Genomic DNA, 14,488 nt, shown 5'->3' with positions numbered 1-14,488 from the left:
TCAGTGCCCGTCGGGGTCGGCACGGCTGAGAGCGGGCTTCGGCGTCGGCCCCGCCGTCATCAGGTAGTCGGCGGCCGAGGTGTCGGTCACCAGGCTGGTGACCAGCCCGGAGCGCAGCACCGCGTCGATCGCGGACGCCTTGCGCTGTCCGCCGGCGATCGCCACGACCTCCGGGATGCGGCGCAGCTGGTCGGCCTTGACCGTGATGCACCGCTCCCCCAGGTCCCGCCCGATCCGCCGCCCGTCGGCGTCGAACAGGTGCGCGGCCATCTCGGCGGCGACACCGAGCGAGGCGTAGTGCGCGCGCTCCTCGTCGCTGAGCATGTCGTGCACCGTCGAGATGCCGGGCTCCCAGGAGCCGATGGAGACGCAGGCGACCGTGACCTTGTCGAAGTACTCGAAGGCCCGGGCGATCCCGGTCTGGTTGCGCAGCGCCGCCGCGGTGGCCGCGTCCGGCAGCAGCATCGGGGCGTAGATGGGATGGGCGTCGCCGCCCGACACCTGGGCGGCACGGCGCACGGCCTCGACCGAGCCGCGCTCCGAGGTCCCGGCGTCGTACACGCCCGTCAGCTGCACGACCGTGCACGGCGGCAGCCGGTCGAGCGCCGCCGCCATGTGAATGGTGGACCGGCCCCAGGCCATGCCGAGCACGTCCCCCTCGTTGACGAGTTCGCCGAGCAGGTCGGCGGCGACCTCCCCGAGGTTCTCGGGGTCGGGCGTCTCCTCGGCCTCGGCCGGGGACTCGACCACAACGGCGTGCCTCAGGCCGTAGCGGGCGCGGAGCGCGTCGGAGCGCTCGGCGTCCAGTTCGGCCGGCACGCGGATCTCGATACGTACGAGATCCCGTTCGAGGGCCGTCTCCAGGACCCGGGCCACCTTGAAGCGGCTGACGCCGAACTCCTCCGCGATCTGGATCTTGGACTTGCCCTCGAGGTAGAAGCGGCGGGCCATGGCCGCCGCCTGCACCAGCTCAGCGGGTCCCATCCGCATGGCTGACCGGCCCGCCGACATACCCGACACGGCGATCTCCTCACTGCTGTTCACACTCTGGATTCGCCGTTCATCCTTGCAGATTCGGCGCAACTGATCCGCCCTGATGGGCGCCGTTCATTCAAGCGTTCATGTAGCCGTGGCTCAGTGGTCGCATGCCCAGGACGCCTTCGCGGTCGCGGTCTCCGCCTGGGCGCGCAGCGCACGCACCGCCTCCGCCGGGTCCTCCGCCCCGTACACGGCCGAACCGGCGACGAAGACGTCCGCCCCCGCGTCCGCGCACCGCTCGATGGTGGATGCCGACACACCGCCGTCGACCTGCAGCCACAGCTGGAGACCGTGCTTGCTGATCAGCTCACGGGTGCGGCGGATCTTGGGCAGCATGATGTCGAGGAAGGCCTGGCCGCCGAAGCCCGGCTCGACCGTCATGATCAGCAGCATGTCGAGCTCCGGGAGCAGGTCCTCGTACGGCTCGATCGGCGTCGCGGGCTTCAGCGCCATGGAGGCGCGTGCACCCTTGGCGCGGATCTCCCGGGCGAGCCGCACGGGCGCCGCCGCCGCCTCCACGTGGAAGGTGACGGACGAGGCACCCGCCTCGACGTACTGCGGAGCCCAGCGATCGGGATCCTCGATCATCAGATGGCAGTCCAGCGGGGTCCCCGTCGCGCGGGCCAGGGACTCCACGACCGGCACGCCGAGCGTGAGGTTGGGGACGAAATGGCTGTCCATGACGTCGACATGGAGCCAGTCGGCTCCCTCCACCGCCTTCGCCTCATCCGCGAGGCGGGCGAAATCGGCGGACAGGATGCTGGGGTTGATCTGCGCGGCCATGACCCAAGCCTGCCATGCCCGACGCACGGATGTTCGCGCCGGTCCACAGGCGAAGCCGTTCATCGCACTTATACGACGGTATGCGGAAGCCTGTGGACAGCGCCGAGCGGAGCCGGACACCGCCCGCGTCCGTCAGCCCGTCCGCCGAATCAGCGCCAGATACATCGCATCGGTGCCGTGCACATGCGGCCACAGCTGCACATCCGGGCCCTCGCCGAGCGCGGGGACGCCGGGGAGCAGCGGGCGGGCGTCGATCAGCTCCGTCTCCGGGTGCTGCTTGAGTACGTCGGCGACGACCGCCCGGGTCTCGGCGAGGTGCGGCGAGCAGGTGGCGTAGCCGACGACCCCGCCCACGCGCACCGAGTCCAGCGCGGTGCGCAGCAGGGAGCGCTGGAGCGGCGCGAAGTTGTCCAGGTCCTCGGGGCGCCGCCGCCACCGCGCCTCGGGGCGCCGGCGCAGCGCGCCGAGCCCGGTGCACGGCACATCCATCAGCACGCGGTCGAAGGTGCCGGGCCGCCACGGCGGGCGGGTCCCGTCGGCGGCGATGACCTGGTACGGCCCCGGGTTGCCGTGCAGGGCCTTCGCCACCAGTCCCGCCCGGTGCGGCTGCTTCTCGGAGGCGAGCAGCGCCGCCCCGCGCTCGGCGGCGAGGGCGGCCAGCAGCGCCGCCTTGCCACCGGGACCGGCGCATCCGTCGAGCCACTTCTCGTCAGAACCCTCGATCGGGGCGTTCGCGAGGGCGAGGGCGACCAGCTGGCTGCCCTCGTCCTGCACACCGGCCCGACCCTCGTGGACGGCCTCGACGGCACCCGGCTCGCCGCCCTCGGTGAGCCGCACGGCGTAGGGCGACCAGCGCCCCGGCACGGCGGCGTCCTCCCGCAGCAGTTCCTCGGTGGTGGCCCGACCCGGCCGTGCCACGAGGGTCACCTCGGGCCGCTCGTTGTCGGCCTCCAGCAGGTCCTCGATACCGGCCCGCCCGCCGCCGAGGGAGTCCCACAACGCGGAGACGATCCAGCGGGGGTGCGAGTGCACCACGGCCAGATGGTCCTCGGGATCCTCGTCGTAGGGCGGCGCGATCTTCTCCAGCCACCCGTCGAGGTCGTCCTGCGCGACCTTGCGCAGCACGGCGTTGACGAACTTGGCCCGCCCGTCCCCGAGCACCACCCGCGCCAGCTCGACGGAGGCGGACACGGCCGCGTGCGTGGGAATCCGCGTCCCGAGCAGCTGGTGCACGCCCAGGCTCAGCACGTCGAGCACCGGCGGGTCGACCTCACGCAGCGGCCGGTCGACACACGCGGCGACGACGGCGTCGTACGTCCCCTGCCGGCGCAGCGTCCCGTACACCAGCTCGGTGGCGAGGGCCGCGTCCCGCGCGTCGAAGCCGCCCTTCTCCCGCGCCTTGCGCAGCAGCGGCGGCAGCACGAGGTTGGCGTACGCGTCCCGTTCGTCCACCGCGCGCAACGCCTCGAAGGCGAGGATGCGAACGGGGTCCTTCTGGGGACGGCGGTAGGGCTTGGCGGGCTTGCGCGGCCGCCCGGACTGCTCACTCACGAAAAAGGTGCTCCGGATGTGAAGAAAGGGGGGTGCGGTTCCCAGCGTACGTCGGACCACCGTCACCCCCGCCCTGCGGGGCCCCGCGGCTCCCAGCTGGTGCTGTGACCGGAAAGGTTCACCGGCTCGCGACGCCCGGCACGGCACCTCGCCGCGCTGTCGCATCACCCGAGTACATCCAGCACGCAGGCGATGCTCCGCCTCGCGACGCTCCCCCACTGCCTGAACGGCGTGGGAGGGGCCCCCAGCACCGGACGCCGCGAGCTTTCCGGCCTTTCCGGTCACAGCACTACTGGCCGCCGAGCCGCTCCCCCTCGGCGATGCGCACCCCGCGCGCCCAGTCAGCCGCCCGCATCGGCTTCTTGCCCTGCGCCTGCACCCACAGCAGCTCGACGGCGTAGGACCCGGTGCCGACGTGGACACTGTTCTTGCCGACCGCCGGCTGCCCCGGCGCGAGGTCGGTCCGCTCGGGCACCGGCGTGAGCTGGATCAGCTTCAGCCGCTCCCCACGGAAGGTGGTCCAGGCGCCGGGCGCGGGCGTGCACCCGCGTACGACGCGGTCGACGCGCAGCGCGGGCGCCGCCCAGTCCACCTGGGCGTCCTCGACGGTGATCTTCGGTGCGAGTGTGACGCCCTCCGTCGGCTGCGGCACGGCCTTCAGGCTGCCGTCCTCGATGCCGTCCATGGTCGCGGCGAGCAGCCCGGCACCCGCGAACGCGAGCCGGGTGAGCAGGTCCCCGCTGGTGTCGGTGGGCCGGATCTCCTCGGTGACGGTGCCGTACACGGGGCCGGAGTCGAGCCCTTCCTCGATGAGGAAGGTGGAGGCACCGGTGATCTCGTCCCCCGCCATGAGGGCGTGCTGCACGGGCGCGGCCCCGCGCCACGCGGGCAGCAGCGAGAAATGCAGGTTGACCCAGCCGTGCGCCGGGATGTCCAGCGCGGCCCTGGGCAGCAGGGCGCCGTAGGCGACGACCGGGCAGCAGTCCGGGGCGATCTCCTTGAGCCGCTCCAGGAATTCGGGGTCCCGCGGCCTGACCGGCTTCAGCACCTCGATCCCGGCCTCCTCCGCCCGTTCGGCCACGGGCGACGCGACCAGCCTGCGTCCCCGCCCGGCCGGCGCGTCGGGCCGCGTGACGACGGCGGCCACCTCGTGCCGCCCTGAGGCGATGAGAGCGTCCAGGGCGGGAACGGCGACCTCGGGTGTACCGGCGAAGACGAGCTTCATGGGCGGGATCGGGCCTCTCGGGCGGGGGTTGGACGGGCAGCGCACCAGTCTATGGCCAGGGCCGGATCACTGCCCCGCCGACCACGAACCGACGGCCGTCGGCGGCGAACACCCCCACAGGTCGCCCCGGCTCCCGGCCCGCCCGAAACGGGTGGTGCGCCGGTGGGACGACGGCGTACGCGCATGCCCGTACGCCCCCACCCCGTGACCAGCGGAGCGCATACGCGTTGGTCAAGAAAGAGTTGACCACATCGGGCCGCTTCGCGGCCCAATTCCTTTCAACGCCGGTTCGAGAGGCTTGTTCATGGCCGACCACGCAACCCACGACGCCCAGGCCCGGGCCAGCCTGCACTTGCTGGTGCGGGACATCGAGCGGGTCCGCCGGCAGGTGGACGCACTGCGCACGCTCACCGCCCAGTTGGGCAACGTCTACCGCCCGCGCCGCTCCGGCCCTTCCACGGGCTTCGTCGTCTACGGACGCGCCCCCGCCCCGACGGTCCGCCTCGCCCAGGAACTCCGGGACAGTGTCGAAACGCTGGTCACGGCCGCCGTGGACTTCGACCGCTCGCTCGGCTTCTCCTGGGACGCGGTGGGCTCGGCGCTCGGGGTCACCAAGCAGGCGGTGCACCGCCGTTACGGCGCCCGCCGTGCCGCGACGCAGGCGGCCGCCGAGAGCGAGCGGGCGACGGAGCCGTCCGGCACCCGCACGCTCAACGTGAACACCGTCCTGCCCGCGGGGCCGACCGTGCCGGCGGCCCGCTCCATGCCGACCCAGCCCACGGCGGGCAGCCCGACACTCTGCGACGACGCCCGGCCGACGGCCTTCCCCGGCCCGCGCAACGGCTGACCGGCACGGCCGACGACCTCACCCTGCCCTCCCGGGAGATCGCCGGGAGGGCAGCCGCATGCGGGGGCCGTCCCCGACCGACCACGTCTCCCGCGCCCGCACCTTCGTCCCCGGCCGACCACGTCTCCCGCGCCGCACCCTCATCCGATGTCCGGCGGATCGATGCGCACCCGCACCGGTTCCCCGCTCCCCCGCGCCATCCGCGCGGCCTGGGCCGCCTTCAAGGCGGCGGCCAGCGCGGCCCCGCTCCCCGGCGGCACCCGCACCAGCGCCCGCTCCCAGTGCTCGCCGGGCGGCGGCGCCCCCGGCCTTCGCGGTTGTCCGGGCAGGCCGGACGGCACCGGCACCGGCCCCAACAGCTCGGCGTCCGAGGGCAGTTCCACTGCCCCCAGAAACTCCGCGACGGCCTCGGCCGTCCCCGACACGGCCGCCATCCGGGACACCGGCGGGAACCCCAGCTCTGCCCGCTCGGCCAGCTCGCGCACCGCGTGGCCCATGGGATCCCACCGCACCAGCGCCTGCACCGGCCGCAGGGTCGGCTCGGCCACCACGACCACCGTCCCCCGCTCCTCCTGCGGCCGTACCAGCGCCGCGGCCGCGATCCACCGGCGCAGCGCGTCCTCACCGGCCCGCAGGTCGGGCCGCCCGAGCATCGCCCAGCCGTCCAGCAGCAGGGCCGCCGCGTAGCCGCCTTCGGCGACCGGCTCGGCTCCCGGGGTGCTCACGACCAGCGCGGGCGTGCCCGGCACGGTGTCCAGCACATGCTCACGCCCCGACGTGCGCACCGGTACGGCGGGAAAGGCCCGGCCCAACTCCTCGGCGGTCCGCCGGGCCCCGACCACCTGGGCGCGCAGCCGGAAGCCACCGCACTCGGGGCAGTGCCAGGCCCCCTCCTCGCGCCCGCACCAGCCGCACTTCAGCGCCCCCGCGTCCCGCGCCTCGAGCGGCCCGGAACAGTGCCGGCACCGGGCGGGCGCCCGGCACTGGGCGCACGCCATCCGCGGCACGTACCCACGGCGCGGCACCTGGACCAGCACCGGCCCGTGCCGCAGCCCCTCGCGGACCACCTGCCAGGCGAGGGAGGGCAGGCGGGCGGCCCGGGCCGCCTCGTCGCGCGCGAGGTCGCCGTCCCCGACGGTCCGCACCAGGGGCGCGACCCGCCGTACCTGCTCGCGCCCGGCGGCCAGGGGCCTGGCCCAGCCGCTCTCCACGAGCTGCGCGGCTTCCACCGTGCAGCTCCAACTCCCCAGCAGGAAGGCACACTTGTCCAGGGCGGCGCGCAACAGCAGCACATCGCGCGCATGCGGCTGGGGGGCGTGCTGCTCGCTGTGGCTGTCATCCCCGTCGTCCCAGATGGCAACGAGCCCCAGATCCCGCACGGGTGCGAACATCGCCGCCCGTGTTCCGACCACGGCCCGTACGGCCCCCCGCCGCACCGCGAGCCACTGCGCGTACCGCTTCTCGGGCCCGGCGTCGGCAGTGAGCAGCGCGTGCCGGCCCTCGCCGAGCAGCGTGGTCAGCGCGGCGTCGACCCGCGCGGCGGCCCGCCCGTCCGGTACGACGACGAGCGCGCCGCGTCCCGAGGCGAGCGTCGCCGCGACGGCCCGCGCCAGCTCCTCGCTCCACAGCGGCCCCGGCAGGGCGCTCCACACCGCCCTGGGCGCTCCCCCGGAGGCCAGCGACTCCAGGAAGGCACCCCCGTGCTCGTACCGCGCCCAGGGCCCGGCGTCGGGCGCGGCCGGCGCCGGCAGGGGCTCGGGCGACGGCCGTCGCTCGGCCCGCGCGCTGCGCGGCGGCACGGCCAGCTGCAGCACATCGGCGAGGCTGCCCGCGTACCGGTCGGCCACGGCCCGTGCGAGACCCAGCAGCTCCTGGCTCAGCACGGGCTCCGGCGACACCACCTGGGCGAGCGCGGCCAGCGGCCCCGAGTAGTCGGAATCGGCGCGCCGCTCGACGAGAAAGCCGTCGATGAGCCCGCCGCCCTCGCGCCGCCCGTCCCGCACCCGATGCCGTCCGGCCCCGAACCGCACCCGCACCCTGACCCCGGGCTGGGCGTCGGCGTCCAGTTCCTCGGGCACCGCGTAGTCGAAATACCGGTCGAGATGCAGCACACCCTTGTCGACGAGCACGCGCGCCACCGGCAGCTCCTTGGCGAGTGCGGCCCCGCGCCAGGTCCGGGGCTTGGCCCGAGGCACCTTGGCCCCGCGCACACTCTCCCGGATGAGCGCAAGCTGCTCCGGCGGCGCCCCTTCGGCCCCGCCGTCCCCCGGCCCGTTCTCGCTGCTCACGCTTGCATTCTTACCAAACGGCACCGACAAACGAGCCGGACGGCCGCGCCCTCCCGGGATCCGGGCCGGCAGCGGGGTGCCACTCGGCGCCTCTGCGTCGGGCGCCGTACCGGTCCGTCGACGGCCGGCAGCAGGACGCGCCGGCGGGAACCCTGGAACGCCCTCGCTCCGGGCACGGGTGTCCTGGACCGGCCCCTCCCCAGCCTCGCCGACACGTTTCGAGCTGGTTCGAGCTGGACGGACACGGCGTGCGCGAGGGACACGAGCCGGCGGTCGGGAGCGCGGAGATCGACCGCAGGCTGCGCCGGATCCCGCCGGCGCCGCCCGGTGACCGGACACACGCCGAGGCCCGGCCCCCGAAGGGAAGCCGGGCCTCGGTGAGGATCCGTGCCCGGACCTACAGGCCCGCGGCCTTGCGCAGGGCGTCCACGCGGTCCGTGCGCTCCCAGGTGAAGTCGGGCAGCTCGCGGCCGAAGTGGCCGTACGCGGCCGTCTGGGCGTAGATCGGGCGGAGCAGGTCGAGGTCGCGGATGATGGCGGCCGGACGGAGGTCGAAGACCTCGTCGATCGCCTTCTCGATCTTCTCGGCGTCGATCTTGGCCGTACCGAAGGTCTCCACGAACAGACCGACCGGCTCGGCCTTGCCGATGGCGTAGGCGATCTGGACCTCGCAGCGGGAGGCCAGGCCCGCCGCCACCACGTTCTTGGCGACCCAGCGCATCGCGTACGCGGCGGAGCGGTCGACCTTGGACGGGTCCTTGCCGGAGAACGCGCCGCCGCCGTGGCGGGCCATGCCGCCGTAGGTGTCGATGATGATCTTGCGGCCGGTGAGGCCGGCGTCACCCATCGGACCGCCGATCTCGAAGCGGCCGGTCGGGTTGACCAGCAGGCGGTAGCCCTCGGTGTCCAGCTTGATGCCGTCGTCCAGCAGCGCCTTCAGCTCCGGCTCCACGACGAACTCGCGGATGTCGGGGGCCAGCAGCGACTCCAGGTCGATGTCCGAGGCGTGCTGGCTGGAGACCACGACCGTGTCGAGGCGGACGGCCTTGTCGCCGTCGTACTCGATGGTGACCTGCGTCTTGCCGTCCGGGCGCAGGTAGGGGATGGTGCCGTTCTTGCGGACCTCGGACAGCCGCTTGGACAGGCGGTGCGCCAGGAAGATCGGCAGCGGCATCAGGGTCGGGGTCTCGTCGGACGCGTAGCCGAACATCAGGCCCTGGTCGCCGGCGCCCTGCCGGTCCAGCTCGTCGTCGTCGCCCTCGACCCGGGACTCGTAGGCCGTGTCGACACCCTGGGCGATGTCCGGGGACTGCGCGCCGATCGACACGGACACGCCGCAGGAGGCGCCGTCGAAGCCCTTCTTCGAGGAGTCGTAGCCGATCTCGAGGATCTTGCTGCGGACCAGGGTCGCGATGTCCGCGTAGGCCTTGGTCGTCACCTCGCCGGCCACGTGCACCAGGCCGGTGGTGATCAGCGTCTCGACGGCGACCCGGGAGGTCGGGTCCTCGCGCAGAAGCGCGTCGAGAATGGTGTCGCTGATCTGGTCAGCGATCTTGTCGGGGTGACCCTCGGTCACGGACTCCGAGGTGAACAGGCGACGGGACACAACGCTCCCTGGGGTTGCAGCGGCTGCTGGCTGATCATTGGCGGACTACGCGGGGGGCTGCGCCCGGCGTAGTCCGAGAACAGTTTATCGGTCGCACTCGGCCGTCGGCCCACCTGTCTCGCCTCTCGGGAGTGCTGTGACCTGCGGCACGGGCATTCTGCACAAGCCGAGCGACCTTGGCCAGGTGCGCCACGCGACATTGTCGTGTGGAAAAAAGACGTCGAACGGCCGAAACAATTCGGCCGGACGGCGTGGCCCGGTCACCCCAGCCGGGCCGCCACGAGGTCCCAGACGGTGTCCGCGAGGGCCTCCTTGGGGCCGTGCGGTACCGGGGTCTCGCTGCCGTCGGCGCCCAGCACCAGGGCCTCGTTCTCCTCGGAACCGAAGGTCTTGCGCTCGCCCACCTCGTTCACCACGAGCAGGTCGCAGCCCTTGCGGTGCAGCTTGGCGCGCCCGTTGGCCAGGACGTCGTCGGTCTCGGCGGCGAAGCCGACGACCACCTGTCCGGGGCGTGCTCGGTCGGCCGAGATCTCCGCGAGGATGTCCGGATTCCGCACCAGGACGATCGGTTCGGGGTCCTGGCCGTCCTTCTTCTTGATCTTGCCGGTGGCGTAGGTCTCGGGACGGAAGTCGGCGACGGCGGCGGCCATGACCACCGCGTCGGCGTCCGCGGCGGCCTTCAGCACCGATTCGCGCAGTTGAACGGCGGTGCCCACGGGGACGACGTCGACACCGGCCGGATCGGGCAGGCCGGTGTTGGCGGCGATCAGGGTGACCCGGGCGCCGCGTGCCGCGGCCGTACGGGCGAGGGCGTAGCCCTGCTTGCCGGAGGAGCGGTTGCCGAGGAAGCGGACGGGGTCGAGGGGCTCGCGGGTGCCGCCGGCCGAGACGACGACATGGCGGCCCGCGAGATCGGGCTCGGCGACGCCCCGGGTCAGCACCCGGCGGCACACCTCGAAGATCTCCCCCGGGTCGGGCAGCCGGCCCTTGCCGGTGTCGACACCGGTGAGGCGGCCGACGGCGGGCTCGACGACGACGGCACCGCGGCGGCGCAGCGTGGCCACGTTCTCCTGGGTGGCGGGGTGCTCCCACATCTCGGTGTGCATCGCCGGGGCGAAGACCACCGGACAGCGGGCGGTGAGGAGCGTGTTGGTCAGCAGGTCGTCGGCGAGGCCGTGGGCGGCCTTGGCGAGCATGTCGGCGGTCGCCGGGGCCACCACGACGAGATCGGCGTGCTGGCCGATACGGACGTGCGGGACCTCGTGGACGTCGTCCCAGACCTCCGTGGAGACCGGGTTGCCGGACAGGGCCGACCAGGTGGCGGCGCCCACGAAGTGCAGCGCGGAGGCGGTGGGCACCACGCGCACGTCGTGGCCCGACTCCGTGAACCTTCTCAGCAGCTCGCAGGCCTTGTACGCGGCGATGCCCCCGCTGACCCCCAGAACGACCCTCGGCTTGTCCACCATCTCTCCCCGGCTCGGCAACGTACGCGGCGACGCACGAAGCAACGTACGAGACCATCACACACCACAGGCCCGGCAGCGTGACTGCCGGGCCTGTGGATAAAGCTACTGCGATCTGACGGTACTACTGCGCCGGGCCCTCGATGGCCTCGGAGGTCAGCAGACCGGCGTTGATCTCGCGCAGGGCGATCGAGAGCGGCTTCTCGTGGACGTGGGTGTCGACGAGCGGACCGACGTACTCGAGGAGGCCCTCGCCGAGCTGCGAGTAGTACGCGTTGATCTGGCGGGCACGCTTGGCCGCGTAGATCACGAGGCTGTACTTCGAGTCCGTGGCCTCGAGAAGCTCGTCGATCGGCGGGTTGATGATGCCCTCGGGCGCGGTGATGGAAGAGGACACGCTCTACCTTCCGATGGGTGGGAAAGAATCAGTCGGTGTGACCGGCTCGCACAGAGCGGTCACGATCACACGACGTCCATCAAGGCTAGCAGCTCGTCGGCCACGTCCTCGACGGAGGTGTTGACCAAGGTCACGTCGAACTCCGGCTCGGCCGCCAGCTCGGTCCTGGCCACCTCCAGGCGGCGCTCGATGACCTCGGGCGGCTCGGTCCCCCGGCCGGTGAGCCTGCGCACCAGCTCCTCCCAGGAGGGCGGAGCCAGGAACACCAGCTGGGCGTCGGCCATGGACTCGCGGACCTGCCGGGCGCCCTGGAGGTCGATCTCCAGCAGGACGGGCTCACCGTTCTCCAGCCGCTCCAGCACGGCCGCGCGGGGCGTGCCGTAGCGGTTGCCGGCGAACTCGGCCCATTCCAGCAGCTCACCGTTGGCGATCAGCTTGTCCATCTCGTCGTCGGCGACGAAGAAGTAGTGGACTCCGTGCTGCTCGCCGGGGCGCGGCTTGCGGGTCGTGGCCGACACCGAGAGCCAGACCTCGGGGTGTTCCTTGCGCATATGGGCGACGACCGTGCTCTTGCCGACCCCCGAGGGGCCGGAGAGCACGGTCAGCCGCGGACGTTCACTCATGCAGCAATTATTCCAGCAATCCCGGAGTGCCCGGGACTCCCGGTCCGGCAGCAGCCGGGCTCAGGAGCCGGTGCTGCCGAACTCACGCTCCAGGGAAGCGATCTGGTTGGAACCGAGACCGCGCACGCGGCGGCTCTCGGAGATGCCCAGACGCTCCATGATCTGCTTGGCGCGGACCTTGCCCACGCCGGGCAGCGACTCGAGCAGGGCGGAGACCTTCATCTTGCCGATGACGTCGTTCTCCTGGCCCTGCTTGATGACCTCGTGCAGGGAGGCGCCGGAGTGCTTGAGTCGATTCTTGACCTCGGCCCGCTCCCGGCGAGCCGCGGCGGCCTTTTCGAGCGCGGCTGCGCGCTGTTCAGGGGTAAGGGGCGGAAGAGCCACGCCTACGTCACCTCGGATGTCGAACTGTCGGATACGGACCGGTGAGGAACCTAGTCGCCCCACACCTGGGGAGCCACGAGCAACACGCTGCCCGTTCTCCCCCACTGCGTTAACAGCGTGGGAGGTGTTCCCACTGCTCGGAGACTAGCGGGCAAGTCCGCCAGAGTCAGCGAGAACGGCGGAAAAGTACTGGTCAGCCGCTGTCAGGCTGGACATTTCAGACATATTGCCCTCGATTTGAGGATGTATTCACACTCAAGGCGCCCCGGCGCCGCCCGTCGGGACGCGTGCCGGGGAACTCAACCGCCGGCGACGGCGGCCCGGATCTCCTCCGCGAAGCGCTCCGCGGCCGAGCGCAGCGCCCCGACGTCGGGACCCTTCCGCAGCACACCCCGGCTGACGTTCGGGACGACGTTGCGCAGCGCCGACCCGAAGACCTTGGGGAGGTCGGCCGCGGTCGCCCCCTGCGCCCCGACACCCGGCGCGAGGAGCGGACCGTTGATGGCGAGGTCGTAGGAGGACAGATCGCCCACCGTGGCGCCGACGACCGCCCCGAAGGAGCCCAACGGCTCCTCGCCCGCGTTCTCGGCGGCCAGGTGGGCCAGCACGGTCGCGCCCACGGTGCGCCCGTCGGCGCGCACCGCGTGCTGGACCTCGGGGCCCTCCGGGTTCGAGGTGAGGGCCAGCACGAACAGGCCGGCCCCGCTCTCCCGGGCCAGGGCGACGGCCGGGCTGAGCGAGCCGTAGCCGAGGTAGGGCGAGACGGTGAGGGCGTCGGAGAACAGCGGGGCGTCCTTGTGCAGGTAGGCCTCGGCGTACCCGGCCATGGTCGAGCCGATGTCGCCGCGCTTGGCGTCCATCACGACCAGGGTGCCGGCCGCGCGTGCCTCCTGCACCGACTTCTCCAGGACGGCGATGCCGCGCGAGCCGAACCGCTCGAAGAAGGCGCTCTGCGGTTTCATGACGGCGACCCGGTCGGCCACCGCCTCGACGACCGTGCGGCTGAACCGCTCCAGACCGGCCACGTCGTCGTTCAGTCCCCACTCGGCGAGCAGGGAGGCGTGCGGGTCGATGCCGACGCACAGTGGACCGCGCTCGTCCATCGTGCGGCGCAGACGGGCACCGAAGGGCTCCAGAACCGTCATGCCGTCTTCCTTACGTCGGCGCCGACCGCGTCGGCGAGGGTGGCGTACGGGCTGGTGCGCAGACGCGCGGCGAGACCCTTGTGGATGGCGCGGGACCAGAAGGGCCCCTGGTAGACGAAGGCGCTGTACCCCTGAACCAGCGTGGCACCGGCCAGGATGCGCGTCCAGGCGTCCTCGGCGGTCTCGATGCCGCCGACGCCCACCAGGGTGATCCGGTCGCCCACGCGCGCGTACAGGCGGCGCAGAACCTCCAGGGAGCGGGCCTTCAGGGGCGCGCCGGACAGTCCGCCGGTCTCCTTCACCAGCGACGGTTCGGAGCGCAGACCGAGGCCCTCGCGCGCGATGGTGGTGTTGGTGGCGATGATGCCGTCCAGGCCGAGCTCCATGGCCAGGTCGGCGACGGCGTCGATGTCCTCGTCCGCGAGGTCGGGAGCGATCTTCACCAGGAGCGGGACGCGCCGGTTCGCGACCGTACGGTCGGCGGCCTCGCGTACGGCGCTCAGCAGCGGGCGCAGCGCCTGAGTCGCCTGGAGGTTGCGCAGGCCGGGAGTGTTCGGCGAGGAGACGTTCACGACCAGGTAGTCGGCGTACGGCGCCAGGCGCTCGGCCGACTTCACGTAGTCGCCGATGGCCTCCGCCTCCGGGACGACCTTGGTCTTGCCGATGTTGACACCGACGACGGTCCTGAAGACCGGCTCACGGGTCGCGAGGCGGGCGGCGACGGCGAGGGAGCCGTCGTTGTTGAAGCCCATGCGGTTGATCAGCGCCCGGTCCGCGACGAGCCGGAACAGCCGCTTCCTGGGGTTGCCGGGCTGCGGTTCGCCGGTGACCGTGCCGATCTCGACGTGGTCGAAGCCCAGCATCGACATGCCGTCGATGGCGACGGCGTTCTTGTCGAAACCGGCCGCGAGCCCGAAGGGGCCGTGCATCCGCAGCCCGAAGGCCTCCGTGCGCAGCTCCTTGTAGCGGGGCGCGAGGGCGGCCGCGACGAACGTGCGCAGCACGGGGATGCGGACGGCGAGGCGGATCCAGCGGAAGGCCAGGTGGTGAGCCTTCTCGGGGTCCATGCGCTTGAAGAACAGGTTGAAAAAGATCTTGTACATGGTGTCCTCATGAAGAGGGGGACACCGTTTCCGGT

13 protein-coding genes are annotated in these 14,488 nt (G+C 72.5%); 1 reads left to right on the top strand and 12 read right to left on the bottom strand.

Annotated elements, in window-relative coordinates:
• The 4 genes from ACFZDC_RS29065 to fmt all read right to left on the bottom strand — a co-directional run bounded on the left by ACFZDC_RS29065 (position 1) and on the right by fmt (position 4,597).
• On the bottom strand, positions 1-1,044 hold the full coding sequence (locus tag ACFZDC_RS29065; RefSeq protein ID WP_391328605.1) for a sugar-binding domain-containing protein: 1,044 nt from the start codon (positions 1,042-1,044) through the stop codon (positions 1-3).
• A 90-nt stretch (positions 1,045-1,134) separates the two neighbouring features.
• Positions 1,135-1,821, bottom strand: a complete 687-nt coding sequence (gene rpe, locus ACFZDC_RS29060) for a ribulose-phosphate 3-epimerase (RefSeq protein ID WP_391328603.1) — start codon at positions 1,819-1,821, stop codon at positions 1,135-1,137.
• 132 nt (positions 1,822-1,953) lie between these two features.
• Positions 1,954-3,372, bottom strand: coding sequence for a transcription antitermination factor NusB (locus ACFZDC_RS29055; RefSeq protein WP_391328601.1), 1,419 nt, complete (start codon positions 3,370-3,372; stop codon positions 1,954-1,956).
• Between the two features lie 289 nt (positions 3,373-3,661).
• On the bottom strand, positions 3,662-4,597 hold the full coding sequence (fmt, locus tag ACFZDC_RS29050) for a methionyl-tRNA formyltransferase (RefSeq protein WP_391328599.1): 936 nt from the start codon (positions 4,595-4,597) through the stop codon (positions 3,662-3,664).
• 304 nt (positions 4,598-4,901) lie between these two features.
• On the opposite strand from fmt, the gene ACFZDC_RS29045 reads away from it, so the two are divergent.
• Positions 4,902-5,444, top strand: coding sequence for a hypothetical protein (locus ACFZDC_RS29045; protein ID WP_391328597.1), 543 nt, complete (start codon positions 4,902-4,904; stop codon positions 5,442-5,444).
• A gap of 140 nt (positions 5,445-5,584) precedes the next feature.
• Here the strand turns inward: ACFZDC_RS29045 and ACFZDC_RS29040 are convergent, their stop codons facing one another.
• From ACFZDC_RS29040 to ACFZDC_RS29005, 8 genes are all read right to left on the bottom strand, one after another.
• Positions 5,585-7,732 carry a primosomal protein N' gene (locus tag ACFZDC_RS29040; protein WP_391328595.1) on the bottom strand — a complete coding sequence of 716 codons (2,148 nt, stop codon included), beginning with the start codon at positions 7,730-7,732 and terminating at the stop codon, positions 5,585-5,587.
• Positions 7,733-8,129: 397 nt separating this feature from the next.
• A complete protein-coding gene (metK, locus tag ACFZDC_RS29035) occupies positions 8,130-9,338 on the bottom strand; it encodes a methionine adenosyltransferase (RefSeq protein ID WP_391328593.1) in 1,209 nt (402 codons plus the stop codon).
• A gap of 260 nt (positions 9,339-9,598) precedes the next feature.
• Positions 9,599-10,801 carry a bifunctional phosphopantothenoylcysteine decarboxylase/phosphopantothenate--cysteine ligase CoaBC gene (coaBC, locus tag ACFZDC_RS29030; protein WP_391328784.1) on the bottom strand — a complete coding sequence of 401 codons (1,203 nt, stop codon included), beginning with the start codon at positions 10,799-10,801 and terminating at the stop codon, positions 9,599-9,601.
• A 124-nt stretch (positions 10,802-10,925) separates the two neighbouring features.
• On the bottom strand, positions 10,926-11,198 hold the full coding sequence (gene rpoZ / locus ACFZDC_RS29025) for a DNA-directed RNA polymerase subunit omega (RefSeq protein ID WP_005319902.1): 273 nt from the start codon (positions 11,196-11,198) through the stop codon (positions 10,926-10,928).
• Positions 11,199-11,263: 65 nt separating this feature from the next.
• Positions 11,264-11,821 carry a guanylate kinase gene (gene gmk, locus ACFZDC_RS29020; protein WP_391328591.1) on the bottom strand — a complete coding sequence of 186 codons (558 nt, stop codon included), beginning with the start codon at positions 11,819-11,821 and terminating at the stop codon, positions 11,264-11,266.
• Between the two features lie 60 nt (positions 11,822-11,881).
• Entirely contained in the window at positions 11,882-12,205 is a 324-nt protein-coding gene (locus ACFZDC_RS29015) for an integration host factor (protein WP_003977346.1), read from the bottom strand.
• 299 nt (positions 12,206-12,504) lie between these two features.
• Complete coding sequence (pyrF, locus tag ACFZDC_RS29010) at positions 12,505-13,350, bottom strand: orotidine-5'-phosphate decarboxylase (protein ID WP_391328590.1); 846 nt, start codon at positions 13,348-13,350, stop codon at positions 12,505-12,507.
• Entirely contained in the window at positions 13,347-14,453 is a 1,107-nt protein-coding gene (locus ACFZDC_RS29005; RefSeq protein ID WP_391328588.1) for a quinone-dependent dihydroorotate dehydrogenase, read from the bottom strand. Before ACFZDC_RS29005 ends, pyrF begins: the two co-directional genes overlap by 4 nt.
• Between the last annotated feature and the right edge of the window lie 35 nt (positions 14,454-14,488).

Origin of the sequence: Streptomyces sp. NPDC007905 (assembly GCF_042959345.1) — a bacterium.
GTDB lineage: Bacteria > Actinomycetota > Actinomycetes > Streptomycetales > Streptomycetaceae > Streptomyces.
Note: the sequence above shows the minus strand (reverse complement) of the source record. Positions and strands in the feature narration are given on the sequence as shown.

What these genes read in the sequence shown, in the direction of transcription:
- ACFZDC_RS29045 (WP_391328597.1), top strand. Translation starts at nt 4,902, where the DNA reads ATGGCCGACCACGCAACCCACGACGCCCAGGCCCGGGCCAGCCTGCAC.
- ACFZDC_RS29005 (WP_391328588.1), bottom strand. Translation starts at nt 14,453, where the DNA reads ATGTACAAGATCTTTTTCAACCTGTTCTTCAAGCGCATGGACCCCGAG.
- rpe (WP_391328603.1), bottom strand. Translation starts at nt 1,821, where the DNA reads ATGGCCGCGCAGATCAACCCCAGCATCCTGTCCGCCGATTTCGCCCGC.
- pyrF (WP_391328590.1), bottom strand. Translation starts at nt 13,350, where the DNA reads ATGACGGTTCTGGAGCCCTTCGGTGCCCGTCTGCGCCGCACGATGGAC.
- gmk (WP_391328591.1), bottom strand. Translation starts at nt 11,821, where the DNA reads ATGAGTGAACGTCCGCGGCTGACCGTGCTCTCCGGCCCCTCGGGGGTC.
- fmt (WP_391328599.1), bottom strand. Translation starts at nt 4,597, where the DNA reads ATGAAGCTCGTCTTCGCCGGTACACCCGAGGTCGCCGTTCCCGCCCTG.